Origin of the sequence: Sphingomonas molluscorum, from assembly GCF_039522995.1 — a bacterium.
GTDB lineage: Bacteria > Pseudomonadota > Alphaproteobacteria > Sphingomonadales > Sphingomonadaceae > Sphingomonas > Sphingomonas molluscorum.
In genome coordinates this window covers 63,029-83,791 of sequence record NZ_BAAAEL010000008.1, presented here as the reverse complement: position 1 = coordinate 83,791, position 20,763 = coordinate 63,029, and the positions used below count along the sequence as shown (strand labels likewise).

Genomic DNA, 20,763 nt, shown 5'->3' with positions numbered 1-20,763 from the left:
CCGCCCCGTGCGTGCGGCGCATCGCGGACCGTCGTGCCTAAACGATTGGCGGGCGCCGTGGAGTCGGTCTAGGGAAGCCACTATGTCGTGGCCCTCCCGCCGGCTCGTCCTGCTCGCTGCCGCCGGGTGCGTCGCCGCACTCGCGTCCGCAGGCGCGCGTGCGCAGCAGGCGCCCGCTACGGCGGTCCCCTCGGACGACCTGGGCTCGACCCTCGATCCAGCCTCGCCGCTGTCGCCGATGCCTGACATCGGCGTCGACTGGCCCGATCTGTCGCCGGACCCCGCAGAGGCGACCGCTGCGACGGACCAGACGGCCGACCTGGCAACGGTGGAGCGCCGCTACGGCTATCGTGTCCTTGGTATCGAGGGGATCGGCGGCGACTTGTTCCGCGAACGCTTCGACGAACTGTCGACGTTGCGGGCGAACGAGGCGCATGCCGCCAACGTGGCCCAGATCGATCGGCGTGCACGCGAGGATGCGGCGCTGCTCAACGACCTGCTGCGCAACGAAGGTTATTTCGACGCGCGGGTGACGACGACGACGGCAGCGGAGGAGGGCAAGCTGCTCGTCACGCTGCAGGTCGAGCCCGGGCCGCTGTATCGCTTCCAGCAGGTGACGCTGCCGGGCGCCGAGGAGGCAGGCGCCAAGGCCCCGGCGCTCGCGACCGCGCTGGGTGTGAAGCCGCAGGACCCGGTCAACGGCGACGCGATCGAGGCGGGCGAGAAGCGGTTGCGCAGCGCCGTCGGGCGGGAGGGGTTTCCCTTCGCGCGGGTGCGGCCGCCGGTGGTGGTCGTGGATCATGCGACGCGCACCGCCACGCTGGAGATGCCGGTCACTCCCGGCGGGGAGCGGCGCTTCGGCCGCATCAGCACGCCCGACGCGCGCGTGTTCGACGGCGAGCATGTGCAGGAGATCGCCCGCTTTGCTCCCGGCGATCCGTACGACGCGGCGGAGGTGGACGATCTTCGCCGCGCGATCATCCAGACCGGTCTGGTGTCTTCGGTCCGCGTGCGGGAAGTGGAGGGGCTTTCGCCAGGCTCCGTCGACCTCAACGTCTTGCTCGAGCCGGCGCCGCCGCGAACCATCGCCGGCGAACTCGGCTATGGCACGGGGGAGGGCGCGCGCGCAGAAGCGAGCTGGACTCATCGCAACCTGTTCCCGCCAGAGGGGGCGCTGACGGTACGGGGCGTGCTCGGCACCCGCGAGCAGCTGGTTGCGCTCACATTCCGCCGCAACAACTTCCATGCGCGCGATCGGGTCCTCACGGGTCAGATCTCCGCCTCGCACGTGGAGCGCGACGCGTATGAGGCAGATACCTTTTCCGTCTCGGGCGCGCTGGAGCGGCAGACGAACATCTTCTTCCAGAAGACCTGGACGTGGTCGCTCGGTGCCGAGTTGGTCGCCACCGACGAACGCGACGTGATCGTCTCCACCGGCGAGCCGCGGCGGCAGACCTATTTCATCGCGGCTGCGCCAACCTCGATCAACTATGATGGGTCGGACGACCTGCTCAATCCGACCCGCGGCTTCCGATTGGGAGCGCGGGTGAGCCCGGAACTGTCGCTGTCGGGCAAGGCGTTCGGCTATACCCGCGCGCAGATCGACGCCAGCGCCTACCAGCCCGTTCGCGACGGGGTGGTGGTGGCGGGGCGCGTGCGGCTGGGCTCGATCCTGGGTGCGCCGCGCGACGCGGTGGCGCCGTCCCGCCGCTTCTACGCGGGTGGCGGCGCATCGGTGCGCGGCTATGGCTACCAGGACATCGGCCCGCGCGACCCGAACAACGATCCCATCGGCGGGCGCAGCCTCGCGGAATTTTCTTTGGAGGCACGCGTGCGCGCCTTCGGCAACTTCGGCGTGGTGCCGTTCCTCGACGGCGGCAACATCTACACCTCGACGCTGCCGGACTTTTCCGGCTTCCGCTACGGCGCGGGCTTGGGCGTCCGTTATTATTCCAGCTTCGGGCCGATCCGCATCGACGTGGGGACGCCGCTCAACCCGCAAAAGGGCGACGCGCGCGTCGCCGTCTACGTCTCTTTGGGGCAGGCATTTTGAGCGACGAGGAAACGCCCGAAGCGCCGGCCGTCGCCGTGCGTCGGCGCGGACGCTGGGCGCGGCGGATCGCGGGCGCGCTGCTGCTGGTGCTGGGCGCGATCGCGGCGCTCCTGCTGCTGCTCGACACCGGGCCTGGCCACCGGCTGATCGCCAACCGCGTCGCGGCGCTCCAGCCCAAGGACGGCATGCGCTATCGGATCGGCCGCATCGAAGGCTCGATCTACGGCCGGGCGCGGCTGATCGACGTGCGCGTCTACGATCCCAAGGGGCTGGTCTTCCGCGCACCCGTCGCCAACCTCGACTGGAGCCCTTTCGCCTGGTTTTCGAACCGGCTCGACATCACCCGCCTGGTGGTCCCGCGCGGCATCCTCGCGAAACTGCCGCAGCCGCGCCCGACGGGTCGCAAGGGTCCGATCCTGCCCGGGTTCGACATCCGTATCGGCGCCCTCCGCATCGATCGGCTTGAGGTGGGCCCTGCGGTCACAGGCGTGGCGCGCGTTGGCAAACTACAGGGTCGCGCTGACATCCGCTCCGGCCGCGCGCTGGTCGATCTCGCGGCGCGCATCGACGGCAGCGATCTGTTGCGCGTCCATCTGGATGCGGAGCCCGATCGCGATCGGTTCGAGGTCGCCACCCGCGCGATCGGCCGCGCCGACGGCGTGCTGGCCCGGCTCACGGGCATCCGGCGCCCGCTGACCCTGCGCATCGACGGCGACGGCACCTGGACCCGCTGGCAAGGCAGTGCGCTCGGGATCGCCGGCGACACGCGGGTCATCGACCTCACCCTCGGGAATCGTGCGGGCGCCTATACGCTCGGCGGCACGCTCGCCCCGGCATCGCTGCTCAACGGCAAGCTCCAACGGCTGTCCGCACCGCGCGTCCTCGTCAACGGCGCTGCGACGCTGGCCAATCGCCGGCTGGAGGGGCGGCTGGGGCTGCGCTCCCGTGCGCTTGCGCTGGAGGCGGAGGGCGGCCTCGACCTCGCACGCCGCGCCTATCGCGACCTGCGCCTTCACGCGCGGCTGCTTCAGCCGGCGGCGCTGTTCCCCAACATGTCGGGCCGCAACATCGAACTGCGCGCGATCCTGGAGGGGGAGTTCGCCACCGCCACGTTCGACTATCTACTCACGGCCGATCGCCTGGCGTTCGACGACACCGGCTTCGAGGGTGCTCGTGCCAGCGGCAAAGGGCGGCTTTCGGCAGCGCCCGTGACGGTGCCGATCCGGGTGACGGCCCAGCGCGTGACCGGCGTCGGAGACGTGGCGGGCGGCATCCTGCGCAACCTGTCGGTCGACGGCGCGCTGAAGGTGACCGCGCGCACGCTGACGGGCACGAACCTCCGGCTGCGCTCGGACAAGCTCAACGGCACGATCATGCTGGTGCTCGATCTGCGGAACGGCCGCTATGAAGTCGGGCTCACCGGCGGGCTCCGGCGCTATCTGATCCCGGGTCTCGGCATCGTCGACGTCCAGTCGCGGCTGACGGTGGTGCCGGGCCCGAACGGGCGGGGGACGCGGATCGTCGGGCGGGGTGCCGCGCAGATGGTGCGGCTGGACAATGGATTCTTCCGCTCGCTCACCGAAGGCCTGCCCCGAATCACCACCGGGCTCGAGCGGGGCGCCGATGGCGTGCTCTACTTCCGTAACCTCGTGCTGACCTCGCCGGGGCTGACGCTCAGCGGCAACGGCTTGCGGCGGCGTGACGGCACCTTCCGCTTCGTGGGCCAGGGCCGCCAAGGGACCTATGGCCCGGTGTCGCTCGTGCTCGACGGGCGTATCGAGAAGCCGACGCTCGACCTGCGCTTCCAGCGGCCGAACGACACGCTCGGGCTCCGCGACGTGACCGCACACCTCGATCCGACCGCGGAGGGCTTTGCCTTCACCGCTGAGGGCGGCTCTCGTCTCGGCCCGTTCACGGGCGCCGGGCGCATCCTGCTCCCGCGCGGCCAGGACGCGAGCATCGCGGTCGATCGCCTGGACGTGAGCGGCACCCGCGCGAGCGGCGCGATCGCGATCGTCGAGGGCGGGTTCGACGGTCGGCTGGCATTCGGGGGCGGCGGCCTCTCGGGCGAAATCCGCTTCGTGCCCCAGGGTGGCATCCAGCGCATCGACATCGCCGCCGATGCTCGCAACGCGCTGTTGGGCGGGCAGGGACGGGTGCGCACCGGCCGGCTGGAGGCAAGCCTGCTGCTCGATCCGGATGGAACCACGATCGATGCCACCCTGACGGCGCAAGGGCTGCGCCGGGGCGCGCTCTCCATCGCGCGGCTTGCCGCCAACGCCAAGCTGCGGGGCGGCGAGGGCGAGGTGCGAGCGTCCATTGCCGGTTCTCAGGGGCGCGCCTTCGCGATCCAGTCGGTCACCCAGGTCACCGCCGACGAATATCGCGTGCAGGCCCAGGGCAGCCTCGACGGCCGCACGCTCCGGCTCGAGACGCCGGCGGTGATCCGGCGCGAGGCGGACGGCGGCTGGCGGATCGCGCCGACCCGCTTCACCTTTGCCGGCGGGGAGGCGCAGGCGTCCGGCCGCTTCGGCGGCGGCGCCACGGAAGTCGCGCTGCAGCTCACCCGCATGCCGCTGTCGGTGCTGGACATCGGCTATCCCGGGCTGGGCCTCAGCGGCAACGCCTCGGGCAAGCTCGATTATGCCCTGCGCGACGGCGTGCCGAGCGGGCGGGTCAACATGACGGTACGCGGCCTGTCGCGCGCCAGCCTGGTGCTCGCGTCGCGGCCGATCGACGTCGGCCTGGCCGCGGTGCTCGACTCCAACAAGATCGGCGCGCGTGCGCTGCTGGCCAGCGGCGGCAAGATCATCGGCCGTGCCCAGGCCCGGCTCGCGCCGCTGGGGAGCGGCGGCACGCTGGCCAGCCGCATCGCCAATGCGCCGCTCGCCGCGCAGCTCCGCTACGACGGCCCCGCCGATACGCTGTGGCGGGCTACGGGGATCGAGCTGTTCGACCTTTCCGGGCCCCTCGCGATCGGCGCCGATGTCAGCGGCCGGCTGGCCGATCCGCAGATCCGCGGATCGCTCCGGGCCACCAACGCCCGGATCGAGAGCGGTGCCACGGGCACGGTCCTGACCCAGGTGAACGCGCAAGGCCGCTTCGGCGGATCGCGGCTGGTGATCGACCGCTTCTCCGCCAGCGACGGCCGCTCGGGGCAGGTGAGCGGCACCGGCACGTTCGATCTCGCGGCCGTGCGCGGCTTCGGCATCGACCTGGCGCTGGAGGCGCAGCGCGCCCGGCTGATCAATACGGACACGCTGGCCGCCACCGTCACCGGCCCGATCACCATCCGGTCGGACGGATCCGGCGGCACGATCGGCGGCGAAGTGCGCCTGAACGAGGGCCGCTATCAGCTCGGCAAGGCATCGGCGAGCGCACCCCTGCCGCGCATCGCCATCCGCGAGATCAACCTGCCCGGCGGCGACGAGCAGGACGAGGTTCCCCGCCGCCCGTGGCGGTTGAACCTGCAGGCGCGCGCCACCAAGGGGCTGATGGTATCCGGCCTCGGCCTCACCAGCGAGTGGTCCGCCGATCTTACCATCCGCGGCGAGCCCACCAACCCATCGATCCGCGGTCGTGCCGAACTCGTCCAGGGCGATGTCGAGTTCGCGGGCCGCGAGTTCGAGCTGGAGCGCGGCAACATTCGCTTTGATGGATCGGTGCCCGCCAACCCCGCGCTCGACATCTCGGCCGATGCGGACGCCGAGGGATTGAACGCCAACATCCGTGTGACCGGCACGGCGCTCAAGCCGGAGATCGACTTCACCAGCACGCCCGCGCTGCCGCAGGACGAACTGCTGTCACGGCTGCTGTTCGGCACCTCGATCACCAACCTCTCGGCGCCGGAGGCGCTTCAGCTCGCAGCCGCGGTGGCAGCGCTGCAGGATGGGGACACCGGGCTCAACCCGATCAATGCGGTGCGCCGTGCGACCGGGCTCGATCGCCTGCGCATCCTGCCGGCCGACCCGCAGACCGGGCAGGGCACGTCGGTCGCTGCGGGCAAGTATCTGACGCGGCGCTTCTATGCGGAGATCGTCACCGACGGGCAGGGCTACTCGGCGACCAACGTGGAGTTCCGCGTCACCCGCTGGCTCTCGCTGCTCTCCTCCATTTCCACCATCGGCCGCCAGAGCGCTAACCTTCGCGTTTCGCGAGATTATTGATCGGCACCTCCGGCCCGGTCGGGCGTTGAGCACAGCGGAAAACTGGTGCTGGGGGACCCGCGTTCGCATGACAACGCCGCAAATCCTGTCCGTCTGTGTGCTGACGGGCATGATGCTGCTCTTCATCTGGGGGAAGTTCCGCTACGATGTGACGGCGGTCATCGCCCTGCTCGCGGCGATCGGCTTGGGCCTGGTGAAGCCGGAGGATGCCTTCAGCGGCTTCTCCGACGACATCGTCGTGATCGTCGCCTCCGCGCTGGTCATCAGCGGCGCCGTCCAGCGCTCCGGGGTGATCGAACGGATGCTCCGGGTGGTGCAGAAATATGTGACCCGGCTGCCCTCGCAGCTCATGGTGCTATGCGCCTCGGTGGGGTTCGCCTCCGCGCTGGTGAAGAACATCGGTGCGCTCGCCATGTTGATGCCCGCCGCCTTTCAGATGGCGAAGCGTTCGAAGAGCTCGCCTTCCGCGCTGCTGATGCCGATGTCGTTCGCGTCGCTGCTGGGCGGCCTCATGACCCTCGTCGGCACCTCGCCGAACATCATCGTCAGCCGCGTGCGAGAGGACATGACGGGCACGCCGTTCCGCATGTTCGACTATCTGCCGGTGGGTCTGGGCCTGACCGTCATGGGGCTGCTGTTCCTCCGCTTCGGCTACCGCCTGTTGCCGGGCGACCGTCGCGCCGCGCCGACCATGGGCGAGGCGCTGGACATCCAGGACTATGTGACCGAGGCCCGCGTCGCGGAGCGATCCGAGGCGGTGGGGGAGACCATCGCCGCCTTTGTCGCCCGCCACGGCCATGACGTCACCGTCACGCAGGTGCTGCGCGCCGGCATCCGCACGACGCCCTGGCGTGAGCTCGAGCTCCGCGCCGGCGACGTGCTGATCCTCGGCGGCGCCCCCGACACGCTCGAACAGGTCATCGCCGGCGACGGGCTCGAGCTGGAGGGGCACGACCGCGCCCAGCCGCAGGGCAGCGAGCACGACGAGGTCGGCGTGATCGAAGCCGTGCTCGGCGCCGACTCGGTGCTCGTCGGCCAGACTGCGGGACGCATGCTGCTCCAGGCGCGCTATGGGGTGAACCTGATTGCGATCTCCCGCCGGGGCGAGCGACTGACGCGGCGCCTTGCGAACACGGTGCTCTGCCCCGGGGACGTGGTGGTGTTGCAAGGGCCGCTCGGACTGCTGCCGGAGCGGCTTCGCATGCTCGGCTGCCTGCCGCTTGCCGAACGCTCGCTGCGGCTGGGCAACGCGCGCAAGGGGCTGCTGCCGCTGGCCGTGCTGGGCGTGGCCATGGCCGCGACGGCGAGCGGGCTCGTCCCGGTGGCGGTCGCCTTCTTCGCGGCTGCCGCCGTCGTGATCCTCACCGGATCGTTGCCGGTGCGGGACGCCTATAGCCATATCGAATGGCCGATCCTGGTGATGCTGGGCGCGCTGATCCCGGTCAGCGACACGCTGCGCACCACGGGCATGAGCGACATCATCGGCGTCTGGCTCGCGCAGACGGCGGCGTCGCTTCCTGTCTGGGGTGCGGTGGGCCTGATCCTGGTCGCCGCGATGGCGGTGACGCCGTTCCTCAACAACGCGGCCACGGTGCTGGTGATGGCGCCGATCGCCGCCACGTTCGCAGGCGATCTGGGGTACCGGCCGGAGGCGTTCCTGATGGCGACGGCCGTGGGTGCGGGCTGCGACTTCCTCACCCCGATCGGGCACCAGTGCAACACGCTGGTGATGGGCCCCGGCGGCTACCGCTTCGGCGACTACGCGCGGCTGGGGGCACCGCTGTCGGTGCTCGTCCTGCTGCTCGGGACGCCCTTGATCCTGTGGGTATGGCCGGTGCACTGATCCGGCCTGGGAGGGTGCATCGGGTCGCGGCGCTATGGGCCGGGCGCTGTTGGAAACGGCAGGACCCCGGAATAGAGGCTGCCTGACGAAGTCGCTAGCCGCGCATCCGCCGTGCGATCAGGATCGCGACCAGCCCTGCGACGGCGGTGACGGTGCCGGTGAGCACCCAGTCATATTGGTCGATCATGAAGCTGGAGGCCGGCCAGCGGATGATGCCCACCCCCTGGCCGATCCAGAACAGCCCGACGATCGCCGCGACCGCGCCGGCGATCATCAGCAATCGTCGGGATACGCGCATCAGCGCTGGCCGATCTCGACATAGTCGCGCTGCGTCGGGCCCGTGTAGAGCTGACGCGGACGACCGATCTTCTGCGCGGGGTCCGAGATCATCTCGTTCCACTGCGCGACCCAGCCGACGGTGCGGGCAAGGGCGAACAGCACGGTGAACATCTCGGTCGGGAAGCCGATCGCCGACAGGATCACGCCCGAATAGAAGTCCACGTTCGGGTAGAGCTTCTTGTCGATGAAATACGGGTCCTTGAGCGCGATCTGCTCGAGCTCGCGGGCGGTATCCAGCACCGGATCGTTGATGCCCAGCTTGTCCAGCACCTCGGTCGCGGCCTTCGACAGCACCTTCGCGCGCGGGTCGAAGTTCTTGTAGACGCGGTGGCCAAAGCCCATCAGGCGGAACGGATCGTCCTTGTTCTTCGCACGCGCGATGTACTCGGGGATGCGATCCGGGGTGCCGATCTCGCGCAGCATGTTGAGCGCCGCCTCGTTGGCGCCGCCATGTGCCGGGCCCCACAGGCAGGCGATGCCCGCCGCGATGCACGCGAACGGGTTGGCGCCCGACGAACCGGCAAGACGCACGGTCGAGGTCGACGCGTTCTGCTCATGGTCGGCGTGGAGGATGAAGATCTTGTCCATCGCCGATTCGATGACCGGATCGACCTCATATTCCTCGGCCGGCACGCCGAAGGTCATGCGCAGGAAGTTGCCCGTGTAGGACAGCTTGTTGTCCGGGTAGAGGAACGGCTGGCCCACCGAGTACTTGTACGCCATCGCCGCGATCGTCGGCATCTTGGCGATCAGGCGGTGGCTGGCGATCTGCCGCTGCACCGGGTCCGTGATGTCGGTCGAGTCGTGGTAGAAGGCGGAAAGCGCGCCGACGACGCCGCACAGGATCGCCATCGGGTGCGCGTCGCGACGGAAGCCGCGATAGAAGTTCGCCAGCTGCTCATGCACCATGGTGTGGCGCGTGATGGTGTTGGTGAACTTGTCGAGCTCGCCCTGGTTCGGCAGCTCGCCGTTCAGCAGCAGGTAGCTGACTTCCATGAAGCTCGACTTTTCGGCGAGCTGGTCGATCGGGTAGCCGCGGTGCAGCAGCACGCCCTGGTCACCGTCGATGTAGGTCAGGCCCGACTCGCAGCTTGCGGTCGAGGTGAAGCCGGGATCGTAGGTGAAGGCGCCGGTCTGCGCATAGAGCTTGCGGATGTCGATGACGTCCGGTCCGACCGTGCCCGAGAGCACCGGATAGTCACCGTCCTTGCCCGCTACCTGCAACTTGGCGGTCTCGCTCATCGGGTGTCGTCCTTTCGTTCAGTGGTTGGCCGGAACGGCCATCTGGTCGGCGATGCGGCCGAGGCTTTCCTCGCGTCCGAGCAGTTCGAGAACGTCGAAGATGCCCGGCGAGGTGCGGCGACCGGTCAGTGCGGCGCGAAGCGGCTGTGCGACGGCACCCAGCTTCACTCCGGCTGCGTCCGCCACGCTGCGTACCGCATGTTCTGTCGTCTCCGTATCCCACCGCTCGACCGCGTCAAGCGCCGTGTGCAGCTGCGAAAGCAGCGCGGGCGCGTCGCCGGCCAACAGGGGCGCCGCCGACTCCTCGATCGACAGCGGGCGGGTGGCGAACAGGAAGGCGGTGTTGTCCGCAAGCTCGTTCAGGTCGGCCGCGCGCGGCTTCAACGCCGGCATGGCGCGGCGCAGCAGATCCAGCCCGGCTGCCTCCGGGGCCTGGGGCAAGCGAGCCGCGACCAAATCGGCGAGTCGGGCGTCGTCCGCCTCGCGAATGTAGTGGCCGTTGACGTGCGCGAGCTTCTTGAGATCGAAGCGTGCAGGCGAGCGGCCGACGCCGGCGAGATCGAACACTTCCACCGCGCGATCGCGGCTGATGATCTCCTCGTCGCCATGGCCCCAGCCCAGGCGCAGCAGATAGTTGTTGAGTGCCTCGGGCAGGATGCCGAGCTCGTCGCGGTAGGCGTCGACACCCAACGCGCCGTGGCGCTTCGAAAGCTTGGCGCCGTCCGCCCCGTGGATCAGCGGGACGTGCGCATAGACCGGGTCCGGCCAGCCGCCCTCGACCGAGTCCATGGCGCGGATCAGGGCCAGCTGGCGGAAGGCGTTGTTGAGATGGTCGTCGCCGCGGATCACGTGGGTGACGCCCATGTCATGATCGTCGACCACCACCGCCAGCATATAAGTGGGGGTGCCGTCCGACCGCAGCAGCACGAAGTCGTCGAGCTCGGCATTGGCGACGGTGACGTCGCCCTGCACCCGATCCGAGATGGTGACGGCGCCGTCCTTCGGCGCCTTCAGCCGCACCACATAGGGCGCGCCTTCCGGAGCGGTGGCGGGATCGCAGTCGCGCCAGCGGCCATCGTAGCGGATCGGCTTGCCCTCGGCCCGCTGCTGCTCGCGCAGCGCGGTCAGTTCCTCGGCGGTGGCATAGCATTTGTAGGCATGGCCGGCGGCGAGCAGCTGGTGCGCGACTTCGGCGTGGCGATCGGCACGGGAGAACTGAAATACCGCGTCGCCGTCCCAGTCCAGGCCGAGCCAGCGCATGCCGTCCAGGATCGCCTCGATCGCCGGCTCGGTCGAACGGGCGCGATCGGTATCCTCGATGCGGAGCAGGAACTTGCCGCCATGGTGGCGGGCATACAGCCAGTTGAACAATGCGGTGCGCGCGCCGCCGATATGCAGGAACCCCGTGGGGGAAGGGGCGAAGCGCGTGACGACTGCGCCTTCAGGCGAGGTTCCGGTATCCATACTTGCGCGCAATTGCGCCTGCTCCCAAGCTCGAACAATCATGGCCACATCAGCCGCGCCCGCCCCTAGCACGGCCCCTCCGAGGCTTCAAATCAACCGGCGGGTGTATTTTTTGCATGTGGTCGAGCGGTGGCTTGAAGCCGAGCGGGACCAGTTGCCGCTGTGGATCCCCGTGGCACTCGGCACGGGCATCGCCGCCTGGTTCGTGCTGCCCAACGTTTCCTCGTGGATGGCGTTCCTGCTCGGCGCGCTTGGAGTCGGGGCAGCGGGCATCGTCTTTCCGCCGGCCGGGCGGCTCGGCCGGATGGTCGCGGGTGCCGGGCTGCTCGCCGCGCTCGGCTGCGCGCTGGTGTGGTGGCGTGCCGAGCGCGTTGCGGCGCCGGTGCTGGCGCGGCCCGGTGTCTTCGCCTTCACCGCGCGGGTGGAGCGGGTGGAGCCCCTGCCTGCGCGCGAGCTGGTGCGGCTGCGGCTCGCGCCGGTCGACATGCCCACGCTGCCGCCGATCGTGCGGGTCAACGTGCCGCAGGAAGCACTTCCTGTCGGTGCGGGGCCCGGTGCCGTCCTGCGGCTGCGCGCGCGACTCGTGCCCCCGCCGCCGCCTGCCGTACCCGGCGCCTATGACTTCACCCGCGTGGCGTGGTTCGACCGCGTTGGGGCGACGGGCCGTGGCTTCGCGCCGATCGAGGTGGTGACGCCGGCGGTCACCCCCGGCGCTGGGCTGCGCAACCGCCTGACCGCCCACATCCAGCAGCAGGTGCCCGGCAGCGAGGGCGGAGTCGCGGCCGCGCTGGTGACCGGAGACCGGGGGGCCATCGGCGAGGACGCGGACGAGGCGATGCGCCGCGCGGGCCTCGCCCACCTTCTGTCGATCAGCGGCCTGCACGTCACGGCTGTGGTGGGCGCGACCATGTTGCTGTTGCTCCGCTTGCTGGCGCTGGTGCCGGCGCTCGCGCTGCGAGTGCGCCTGCCGCTGGTGGCGGCCTCGGGCGCGGCGCTGGCGGCGATCGGCTATACCTGGCTGTCGGGGGCCGAAGTGCCGACCATCCGGTCCTGCGTCGCAGCCCTGCTGGTGCTGGCGGCGCTGGCGATGGGGCGGGAGGCGATCACCTTGCGGCTGGTCGCGACCGGGGCCTTTCTGGTGCTGTTGCTGCTTCCGGAGTCGCTCGCCGGTCCCAGCTTCCAACTGAGCTTCGCCGCCGTCACCGCGATCGTCGCGCTCCACGAACACCCGCGAGTCCGCCGGTGGTTCCAGGCGCGCGACGAGAGCCTGCCGCGACGGCTACTGCGCGGGCTCGGCTCGCTGCTGCTGACCGGCATCGCGGTGGAGGCGGTGCTGATGCCGATCGGCCTGTTCCACTTCCACAAGGCCGGGCTTTACGGGGCGCTCGCCAACATCGTCGCGATTCCGCTCACCACCTTTGTCGTCATGCCGGCGGAGGCGCTGGCACTGCTGCTCGATCTCCTCGGCCTCGGCGCGCCGGCCTGGTGGGTGGTCGAGCGCGCCCTGTCGCTGCTGCTCTGGATCGCCCGCACGGTCGCAGCCGCCCCGGGCTCCGTCGCGGCGCTGCCGTCGATGCCGGGCGGAGCGTTCGGGCTGATGGTCGCAGGCGGGCTGTGGCTGGCGCTATGGCGCACGCGCACCCGGCTGCTGGGGCTGGCACCGTTTGCGGCCGGGGCACTGTGGGCGCTCGAGACGCCCGCGCCGGACCTGCTCGTCACCAGCGACGGCCGGCACCTCGCCATCCGCACGCCCGAGGGAGGCATGGCGATCCTCCGCGACCGAGCAGGCGACTACGTGCGGGGCACCTTGGGGGAGGGGGGCGGTGTAGAAGGCGAACTGCCCCCGCTCGCCGAGCAGCCTAACGCCCGCTGCACCGCCGACGTCTGCGTCGTCGATGTTGCCGCCCCCGACCGCCTCTGGCGCGTCGTCGCAACGCGCAGCGGCTACCTGCTTCCGGTGCGCGAACTGATCGCCGCATGCCGCGACGCCGACATCGTCGTCAGCGAACGCCGCCTCCCGCGCGGCTGCACGCCCCGCTGGCTTAGGCTCGACCGACCGGTGCTCGCCCAAACGGGCGGAGTCGCCATCCGCTTCGATCCACCCGAGGCGCGCCGCGTCCGCGCCCCTGGGGATCAGCACCCGTGGATCACCCCGTCGACAACGGCGCCCGTGGCAGACCGCTGGCCGCGGCGCAGAAGGAGCGGCTGGCACCGCCCGCATTCCTGACGCCGCACCGCGCCAGCTATCCACCTCCGCCCTCGTCATTCTGACAAAGGCCGGGGTTGCTAGCCTCTCCCACGGCACCTGCCACGCATGCTCCTGCGGAGGCAGAAGCCCAGGTTGGGGTGCTGCACGTCGTTGTCCTGCTTGGAACCGAGCCGCCGCCTACGCAGGGACTCGGCGTATCCGACCTCTGCTCCGATGGCGAGGGTCCCGCCTCCGCCGGGCAGGATGATGTGCGCCGGGCGACCTCCCTCGCGGAGCGAACTCCCACGAGCCGCACGCTATGCCCCTTTGGAGAGCCATCACCCTGCGCCCACACGCGCAATGAAGAGCGACATGAGCCGGGTCGCGGCGCGTCAATGGCCGCAACCCGGCTATAGGAGGATCCCAGCGTCCGCCTCAGTAGCGGCGCAGCAGTCCTGCAAGCTTCCCCTGCACCCGCACCTGATCCGGGCGATAGCGCTGCGGATCATAGCTGCGGTTCGCCGGGTCGAGGCGAATCATCGCGCCCTCGCGGCGGAAATACTTCAGTGTCGCCTCGTTCTCATCGATCAGCGCGACCACGATCTCGCCGTCGCGCGCCGCATCGGTGCGGCGGACCAACGCATAGTCGCCGTCGAGAATGCCGGCCTCGACCATCGAGTCGCCCGCGACCTCCAGCGCATAATGCTCGCCCGAGCCCAGCAGCGCGGCCGGCACCGGCAGCATCTGCTGGCCTTCCATCGCCTCGATCGGGACGCCGGCAGCGATGCGGCCGTGCAGCGGGATCTCGATGACGTCGTTGGCGGGAGCGGGCGGCGCGACCGGCGCGCTTCGGGCGGGCGCCGTCTTGACCGGCGCCTTCTTGGCCGTTTCCGGCCGGTCCGGCATCCGCAGCACTTCAAGCGCGCGGGCGCGGTTCGGCAGGCGACGGATGAACTGGCGTTCCTCCAGCGCGCTGATCAGGCGATGCACGCCCGACTTCGACTTGAGGTCGAGCGCTTCCTTCATCTCCTCGAACGAGGGGGACACGCCGGTTTCCTTCAACCGGTCGTCGATGAAGCAGATCAGCTCGTGCTGCTTGCGCGTGAGCATGCGGTCCTCCGTCGGAACAGATATGGAACCTTTAGGAAACGGAGCCGCCCCCTGTCAACCGATATCCAGGATTTCCACCGAGTCGCCTGCGTTTGCCGCGGCAGCATGGGGAGGACGCACGATCAGGCAGTCGGCTCGGGCGAGCGTGCGCAGCATGGAACTGTCCTGCGCGGGGGCGGGAAAAGCCACCCCGTCGCGCAGCTCCGCGCGCAGGTGATCGGCCCTCCGGTCGTTCGCGGCCAGCGGCGCGCCGAGCGGCACCACCCGCCGCCGCGGCAGCGGATCGGCCGCGCCCGCGAGCGTGCGCACCAGCGGCAGCAGGAACAGCGTTGCTGTCACGAATGCGGACACCGGGTTGCCCGGCAACCCCAGCACGACGGCGTCGCCGAGCCTGCCCGCCATCATCGGCTTTCCCGGCCGCATCGCGATGCGCCAGAAGTCGATCCGCGCGCCTGCCGCCTCCAGCGCCGGCCGCACCAGATCATGGTCGCCGACCGAGGCGCCCCCCGTCGTCACCAGCACATCGGCATCCACCCCGGCGAAGGCGGCGGTGAGTGCGGAGAGGTCGTCCGGCAGGATTCCCAGGTCGATCCGTTCGACGGGCAGCCGCCCGAGCAGGCCCGCCAGCAGCACGCCGTTGGACTCCGGAAGCCCGGCGTCGGGGGGGGAACCCGGCGCCACGAGTTCGTCCCCCGTGGCCGCGATCGCCACCCGCACCCGGCGCCGGACGGGAACCATGCCGTGCCCGCCCACCGCCAGCAGCGCTGCCGCAGCCGGCGTGATCGCCGCACCGGCCGACAGCAGCCGCTCGCCCGCGGTGAAATCCAGCCCGGCCGCACGCACGCTGCTGCCGCGCCGCGGCGGCCCTTCGCCCGCCAGCATCAGACGGCTGCTCTCGCGCGCTGCCTCTTCCTGCACCAGTACCGTGTCGGCGCCCTCGGGCAATGCGGCCCCCGTGAAGATGCGCGCCGCCTGGCCTGCTCCTACCAGGCCGCCGAACGGACGCCCGGCCCCGGATTCCCCGATGACCTCCCACGGTCCCGGCAGGTCGGCGAAGCGGATCGCATAGCCGTCCATCGACGACAGTGCGCGTTCGGGCTGGGTGCGCAGCGCCGGCAGATCGTCGGCTGCCCAGCGGCCGATGGCGTCGCGGATCGGCACCGTCTCGACGGCGACCGGCGCGGCCAGGCCCAATACCCGCGCCTGCGCCTCGTCGAGCGGCAGCAGGCTCACGCCTGCCAGTCTCCGGACTTGCCGCCCGACTTGGCGAGCAGGCGAACGCCGTCGATCACCATGCCGCGGTCGAGCGCCTTGGCCATGTCATAGACGGTGAGCAGCGCGACCGATACGGCGGTCAGCGCCTCCATCTCCACGCCGGTCTTGCCGTCCGTCGCGCAGGTCGCGGTCGCAACGATGCCGTCCGCGTCGATCGTCAGGTCCAGCACCACGCGGGTGAGCGGCAGGGGATGGCACAGCGGTACCAGGTCGCTGGTGCGCTTGGCCGCCATGATCCCGGCGACCCGCGCCACCGCAAGCACGTCGCCCTTCTTCACCAGCCCGTCGCGGATCGCCGCCAGCGCTTCGGCCGACATGGTGATGCGGCCGGTGGCGGTCGCCTGCCGCGCCGTCACCGCCTTGTCGCCCACATCCACCATGCGGGCATGGCCCTCGGCGTCGAGGTGGGTGAGGCCGGTCATCGGGTCAGGGCGCGGGTCGCCGCCTCGACATCGTCCTGCCGCATCAGCGCCTCGCCGATCAGGAAGCAGTGGATGCCGTGCTCCGCCATCGCGTCCAGGTCTGCGCGGCCCGTCAGCCCGCTTTCGGCCACGAAGGTGCAGCCCTCCGGCGCATGCGCAACCAGCTCATAGGTGCGATCGAAGTTCACGGTGAAGTCGCGCAGATCGCGGTTGTTGACCCCGATCAGCCGCGTCTTGAGCTTGAGCGCCCGCTCCAGCTCCGGATAGTCATGGACCTCCACCAGCACGTCCAGCCCGCGCTCCAGCGCCGCCGCCTCGATCTCCGCCATCTGCCGGTCTTCCAGCGCCGCGACGATCAGCAGGATCGCGTCCGCCCCCAGCGCGCGCGTTTCCGCCGCCTGCCAAGGATCGATGACGAAGTCCTTGCGCAGCACCGGCAGGTCGCAGGCCGCGCGCGCGGCGACGAGATACTCGTCGGAACCCTGGAAATACTCCTCGTCCGTCAGCACCGACAGGCAGGCCGCACCGCCCGCCTGATAGGCGCGCGCATGGGCCGGCGGGTCGAAGTCGGCACGGATCAGGCCCTTCGACGGGCTCGCCTTCTTGATCTCGGCGATGATCGCATGCCCCTGCTTGGCGTCGAGCGCGGCGCGAAAGCCCCGCGGCGGCGTCTGCATGCTTGCCCGCCGGTCAAGCTCCTGCACCCCTGCCATGCTCTTGCGGGCGGCGACCTCGGTCCGCTTGGTCTCGAGGATCTTCGAAAGCATCGTGCTCATGCGTAGGCAATCCATGCGTCCAGAAGGCGCCGGGCGGCACCGGAATCGATCGTGTTGGCGGCAAGCACCGCACCCTCGGCAAGGTCGCTCACCTTGTCCGCGATCACCAGGGCGGCCGCCGCGTTCAGCAGCACCGCGTCGCGATAGGCGCTTTCCTCGCCCGCCAGCAGCCGGCGCAACGCCAGCGCATTGTGCGCGGGGTCCCCGCCACGCAGCGCCTCGAGCGGGCTCGCCGGCAGGCCGGCGTCCGCGGGCGTGATGCGGTCGGGCAGGGCGACCGAACCGATGCGCACCACGCGGGTGGGGCCGGCGATCGAGATCTCGTCCAGCTCCTCCTCACCCGCGATCACGGCGGCGGCCGTCGCGCCCAGGCTTTCCAGCGCCTCGGCATAGAGCGGCGCATAGTCCGGCCGGGCGATGCCGATCAGCTGGCGCTCGACGTGCGCAGGGTTGGCGAGTGGACCCATCAGGTTGAAGACGGTGCGCCGGCCGATCTTCTGGCGCAGCGGCTGGATACGTCGCATCGCCGGATGGTGGTTGCCCGCGAACAGGAAGGCGATGCCGATGTCCGCCAGTGTCTGCTCGGCCATCGCCCCGGCGCGCATCATGTCCAGGCCGAGCGCTTCGAGCGTGTCCGCAGCTCCTGCCTTGCTGGATGCAGCCCGGTTGCCGTGCTTGGCCACCGGCACGCCGGTTGCCGCCACCACCAGGCTGACGGCGGTGGAGACGTTCAGGGTATGGTGCCCGTCGCCGCCGGTGCCGCAGACGTCGATCGCCCCGGGCGGCGCGTCGATCGGCACCATCCGCTGGCGCATGGCGCGCGCGGCCTCGGCGATTTCGATGCTGGTTTCGCCGCGCTCGGTGAGCCCGACCAGGAAGGCGATGATCGCCTCTTCCGACGCCTTTCCGTCGAGGATCGCGCCGAACGCTTCGGCCGCGCTCTCGTGCGATAGCGGCGTCTCCGTCGACGGCAGCAGGACGGTGGTCGTCATGCCGCGCGCTGCTTCGGCGAGATGCCGGTGCTCTTCAGCCAGTTCGCAAGCATCGCATGGCCATGTTCGGTGGCGATGCTCTCCGGGTGGAACTGGACGCCGTGGATCGGCAGGCTCACATGGCGCACGCCCATGACGCTGGCGTCACCGGCGGTGCAATTGACCACCAGCGACTCCGGCACCTCCGTCACGATCAGCGAGTGGTAGCGCGTGGCGGTGAAGGGGCTGGGGAGCCCTTCGAACAATCCGGTGCCGTCATGCTCGACCGGACAGGTCTTGCCGTGCATCAGCCCGCCGCGCACCACCTTGCCGCCGAAATGCTGGCCGATCGCCTGGTGGCCCAGGCACACTCCCAGCAGCGGCCGACCGGCCTCCGCACAGGCGGCGACGAGGTCGAGCGAGACACCCGCCTCGTTCGGCGTGCAGGGACCCGGCGAGATCAGGAAACCCGCGGCATTGCTCGCGAGCGCCTCTTGGGCGGTCAGCGCGTCGTTGCGCACGACCTTCACCGGCGCACCCAGCTCCATCAGGTAATGGACCAGGTTCCAGGTGAAGCTGTCGTAATTGTCGATGACAAGGATCATGGCTTTGCCATAGCGCCGCCGCAGTCTGGCGCAACGCTGCGCTGGACCCGATCGTTGGTCGGGCGTGTGTTTTGCGTTCAGGAGGTTGGCATGGTTCGTTGGATTCTCGTGGCGGCGCTGGCGGCATCCCCGGCCATGGCCCAGGAAGCCGAGAAGACCAGCAGCGCGCCCCCGCAGCGCACGCGCAGCGTCACCGTCTATGGCAAGGAGGAATGCCCCAAGCCCGAGACGGAAAATGAAGTGGTCGTCTGCGCCCGCAAGGACGAGAGCGAGCGCTTCCGCATCCCCAGCGAATTGCGCAACCCGCCGTCCCAGGAGGCCGCCGCGCAAAGCTGGGCGAATCGCGCCGAGACGATGATGGAGGTCAACCGCGTCGGCCTGCCCGACAGCTGCTCGCCAGTCGGCACCGGCGGCCAGACGGGCTGCAACCAGCAGCTGCTGCGGCAATGGTACCAGCAGCGCAAGGCGCAGCAGCAGGCGGAGCAGTTCCCCCGCGCCGGCGACTGATCAGAATCGCGAGGGGGACCGGAACCTGCATCGTACCCCGGCGAAGGCCGGGGTCCAGTTGCGGTGACTTGGCAGTCCTCGCTAACCGGCGGCCCGTGCCAGACTGAGCTGGCGTTTGCCGGCCCTCTCCCGATCCCCTGCTGTGCTCCCGCGAGGGGTTGCGAAAGCCAGCCGTCGCTGTCCTGCTAAACTCTGGATCTCCGCCTTCGCGCGCATACAAGATGGGGGGAGGGCCCCCGCTTTTCCGACGTCCTCTGCCGGAGCGGGCGGGGATTCCGCCCCCGCTATTGCCCGAAGCGGGGGCTGCTCGCCTGGGCGATCGCCTCGCGGGCGGCGGCCAGCAGCGCGCTCGCCTTGGCCTCGCACTCGCGCTGTTCATAGTCCGGGTTGCTGTCGGCGACGATGCCGGCGCCTGCCTGGACGTGCATGGTGCCGTCCTTCACCACCGCGGTCCGCAGCACGATGCACGAGTCCATCGATCCATCGGGCGAGAAATAGCCGACGCCGCCCGCATAGGCGCCGCGCGTCTCCCCCTCTAGCTCGGCGATCACCTGACAGGCGCGCACCTTGGGCGCGCCGCTGACGGTGCCCGCCGGAAAGCCTGCGAACAGCGCATCCAGCGCGTCGTGATCCGGCGAGAGCCGGCCGACCACGTTGGACACGATGTGCATCACATGGCTGTAGAACTCGATGCCGTAGCTGTCGGTCACCCGTACGCTACCCGCCTCCGCCACCCGGCCGACGTCGTTGCGGCCCAGGTCCAGCAGCATCAGATGCTCGGCGCGCTCCTTGGGATCGGCGAGCAGGCTCGCGCGATTCTCCGCGTCCTGGACCGCGGTCGCGCCCCGCGGACGGGTACCGGCGATCGGACGGATCGTGACTTCACCGTCGCGCACCCGCACCAGGATCTCCGGGCTCGATCCGATGAGGGAAAAGCCCGGCAGGTCGAGGTGGTAGAGGAAGGGCGACGGGTTGATCCGCCGGAGCGCGCGGTACAGCTCGAACGGCGGCAGGGTGAAGGGCGCCGTGAAACGCTGCGCCAGCACCACCTGAAAGATGTCGCCCGCGCTGATATATTCCTTCGCGCCTGCCACCATCTCCGCATAGCGGCCGGGTGCCAGGGCGGGGGTGAGCGCGATCTCGTGCGATTCCTGCCGGGCGGGCTCGGGAAGCGGCGTCCGGGCGAGCCGTGCCGCCACGTCCTCGATCCGCGCGGCGGCGGCTGCGATCGTCGCCTCCGCGTCGCCCGATCCGGGCCACACCGGCGCCACCAGGAACAGCGCGTCCGAAAGGCGATCGAACACCATCAGCAGCGTCGGCCGCACGAACACCATGTCCGGCAGGTCGAGCGGATTGGCCGGGGGCCGATCGAGCTTCTCGACCAGGCCGATCGTCTCATAGCCGAAATAGCCGACCAAGCAGGCGAGGGCGCGCGGCAGTGCCTCGGGCACGTCCATCCGGCACGAGGTGACGAGCGTGCGCAGCGCTTCCAGGGTCGGCTCCGCGCACGGCTCGAACGCATCGCGGTCGGAAAGCCAGTTGCGGTTGATCGTCGCCTCGGCGCCGGTCGCGCGGAACACCAGGTCCGGCGCGAGCCCGATCAGGCTGTGGCGTCCGCGCACCGATCCGCCCTCGACCGACTCGAGCAGGAAGTCGCCGCGGCCGGGCTCGATGAGCTTGAGCGCGGCGGCCACCGGCGTTTCGGTGTCCGCCACCAGCCGCTGCCACAGCAGTGCCGGCGTGCCCGCGGCAAGCGCTGCCTGCGCGCCCTCGCGTCCCTGGATCAAAGCTCCGTTCCCCAG

At 70.3% G+C, this 20,763-nt stretch carries 15 protein-coding genes; 5 read left to right on the top strand and 10 right to left on the bottom strand.

Features of this window, described 5'->3' with window-relative positions; all coding sequences use genetic code 11:
- The first annotated feature begins 82 nt into the window (after positions 1-82).
- The 3 genes from ABDZ92_RS09695 (at position 83) to ABDZ92_RS09685 (ending at position 8,062) form a co-directional block, all read left to right on the top strand.
- Positions 83-2,053, top strand: a complete 1,971-nt coding sequence (locus ABDZ92_RS09695; protein WP_125960533.1) for an autotransporter assembly complex protein TamA — start codon at positions 83-85, stop codon at positions 2,051-2,053.
- Positions 2,050-6,219, top strand: coding sequence for a translocation/assembly module TamB domain-containing protein (locus ABDZ92_RS09690; RefSeq protein WP_206432185.1), 4,170 nt, complete (start codon positions 2,050-2,052; stop codon positions 6,217-6,219). Before ABDZ92_RS09695 ends, ABDZ92_RS09690 begins: the two co-directional genes overlap by 4 nt.
- A 67-nt stretch (positions 6,220-6,286) precedes the next feature.
- Entirely contained in the window at positions 6,287-8,062 is a 1,776-nt protein-coding gene (locus ABDZ92_RS09685; RefSeq protein ID WP_125960532.1) for an SLC13 family permease, read from the top strand.
- A 94-nt stretch (positions 8,063-8,156) separates the two neighbouring features.
- On the opposite strand, the gene ABDZ92_RS09680 is transcribed toward ABDZ92_RS09685, so the two are convergent.
- Genes ABDZ92_RS09680 through gltX form a run of 3 tightly spaced genes read right to left on the bottom strand, consistent with a single transcriptional unit; the run spans position 8,157 to position 11,107 of the window.
- The gene (locus ABDZ92_RS09680) at positions 8,157-8,360 is read right to left on the bottom strand and encodes a hypothetical protein (protein ID WP_125960531.1); all 204 of its coding nucleotides are present in this window, start codon (positions 8,358-8,360) and stop codon (positions 8,157-8,159) included.
- Entirely contained in the window at positions 8,360-9,643 is a 1,284-nt protein-coding gene (locus ABDZ92_RS09675; protein ID WP_125960530.1) for a citrate synthase, read from the bottom strand. The genes ABDZ92_RS09680 and ABDZ92_RS09675 overlap by 1 nt, the downstream gene beginning before the upstream one ends.
- A gap of 18 nt (positions 9,644-9,661) precedes the next feature.
- A complete protein-coding gene (gene gltX, locus ABDZ92_RS09670; protein ID WP_125960529.1) occupies positions 9,662-11,107 on the bottom strand; it encodes a glutamate--tRNA ligase in 1,446 nt (481 codons plus the stop codon).
- A gap of 40 nt (positions 11,108-11,147) precedes the next feature.
- Here gltX and ABDZ92_RS09665 point away from each other — a divergent pair, with 40 nt between their 5' ends.
- Positions 11,148-13,334, top strand: a complete 2,187-nt coding sequence (locus ABDZ92_RS09665) for a ComEC/Rec2 family competence protein (protein WP_125960528.1) — start codon at positions 11,148-11,150, stop codon at positions 13,332-13,334.
- 396 nt (positions 13,335-13,730) lie between these two features.
- On the opposite strand, the gene lexA is transcribed toward ABDZ92_RS09665, so the two are convergent.
- Genes lexA through ABDZ92_RS09635 form a run of 6 tightly spaced genes read right to left on the bottom strand, consistent with a single transcriptional unit; the run spans position 13,731 to position 18,454 of the window.
- Positions 13,731-14,405: a transcriptional repressor LexA gene (lexA, locus tag ABDZ92_RS09660; protein WP_125960527.1), complete on the bottom strand. Its 675-nt coding sequence runs from the start codon at positions 14,403-14,405 to the stop codon at positions 13,731-13,733.
- A 54-nt stretch (positions 14,406-14,459) separates the two neighbouring features.
- On the bottom strand, positions 14,460-15,638 hold the full coding sequence (locus ABDZ92_RS09655; protein WP_125960526.1) for a molybdopterin molybdotransferase MoeA: 1,179 nt from the start codon (positions 15,636-15,638) through the stop codon (positions 14,460-14,462).
- Complete coding sequence (gene moaC / locus ABDZ92_RS09650) at positions 15,635-16,102, bottom strand: cyclic pyranopterin monophosphate synthase MoaC (RefSeq protein WP_125960525.1); 468 nt, start codon at positions 16,100-16,102, stop codon at positions 15,635-15,637. The genes ABDZ92_RS09655 and moaC overlap by 4 nt, the downstream gene beginning before the upstream one ends.
- A complete protein-coding gene (trpC, locus tag ABDZ92_RS09645) occupies positions 16,099-16,878 on the bottom strand; it encodes an indole-3-glycerol phosphate synthase TrpC (protein ID WP_125960524.1) in 780 nt (259 codons plus the stop codon). Before trpC ends, moaC begins: the two co-directional genes overlap by 4 nt.
- Positions 16,875-17,870 carry an anthranilate phosphoribosyltransferase gene (gene trpD, locus ABDZ92_RS09640; protein ID WP_125960523.1) on the bottom strand — a complete coding sequence of 332 codons (996 nt, stop codon included), beginning with the start codon at positions 17,868-17,870 and terminating at the stop codon, positions 16,875-16,877. Before trpD ends, trpC begins: the two co-directional genes overlap by 4 nt.
- Positions 17,867-18,454: an anthranilate synthase component II gene (locus ABDZ92_RS09635; RefSeq protein ID WP_125960522.1), complete on the bottom strand. Its 588-nt coding sequence runs from the start codon at positions 18,452-18,454 to the stop codon at positions 17,867-17,869. Before ABDZ92_RS09635 ends, trpD begins: the two co-directional genes overlap by 4 nt.
- 90 nt (positions 18,455-18,544) lie before the next feature.
- On the opposite strand from ABDZ92_RS09635, the gene ABDZ92_RS09630 reads away from it, so the two are divergent.
- On the top strand, positions 18,545-18,961 hold the full coding sequence (locus ABDZ92_RS09630) for a hypothetical protein (RefSeq protein ID WP_125960521.1): 417 nt from the start codon (positions 18,545-18,547) through the stop codon (positions 18,959-18,961).
- A 284-nt stretch (positions 18,962-19,245) separates the two neighbouring features.
- Here the strand turns inward: ABDZ92_RS09630 and trpE are convergent, their stop codons facing one another.
- The gene (gene trpE / locus ABDZ92_RS09625) at positions 19,246-20,748 is read right to left on the bottom strand and encodes an anthranilate synthase component I (RefSeq protein ID WP_125960520.1); all 1,503 of its coding nucleotides are present in this window, start codon (positions 20,746-20,748) and stop codon (positions 19,246-19,248) included.
- Positions 20,749-20,763 lie beyond the last annotated feature (15 nt).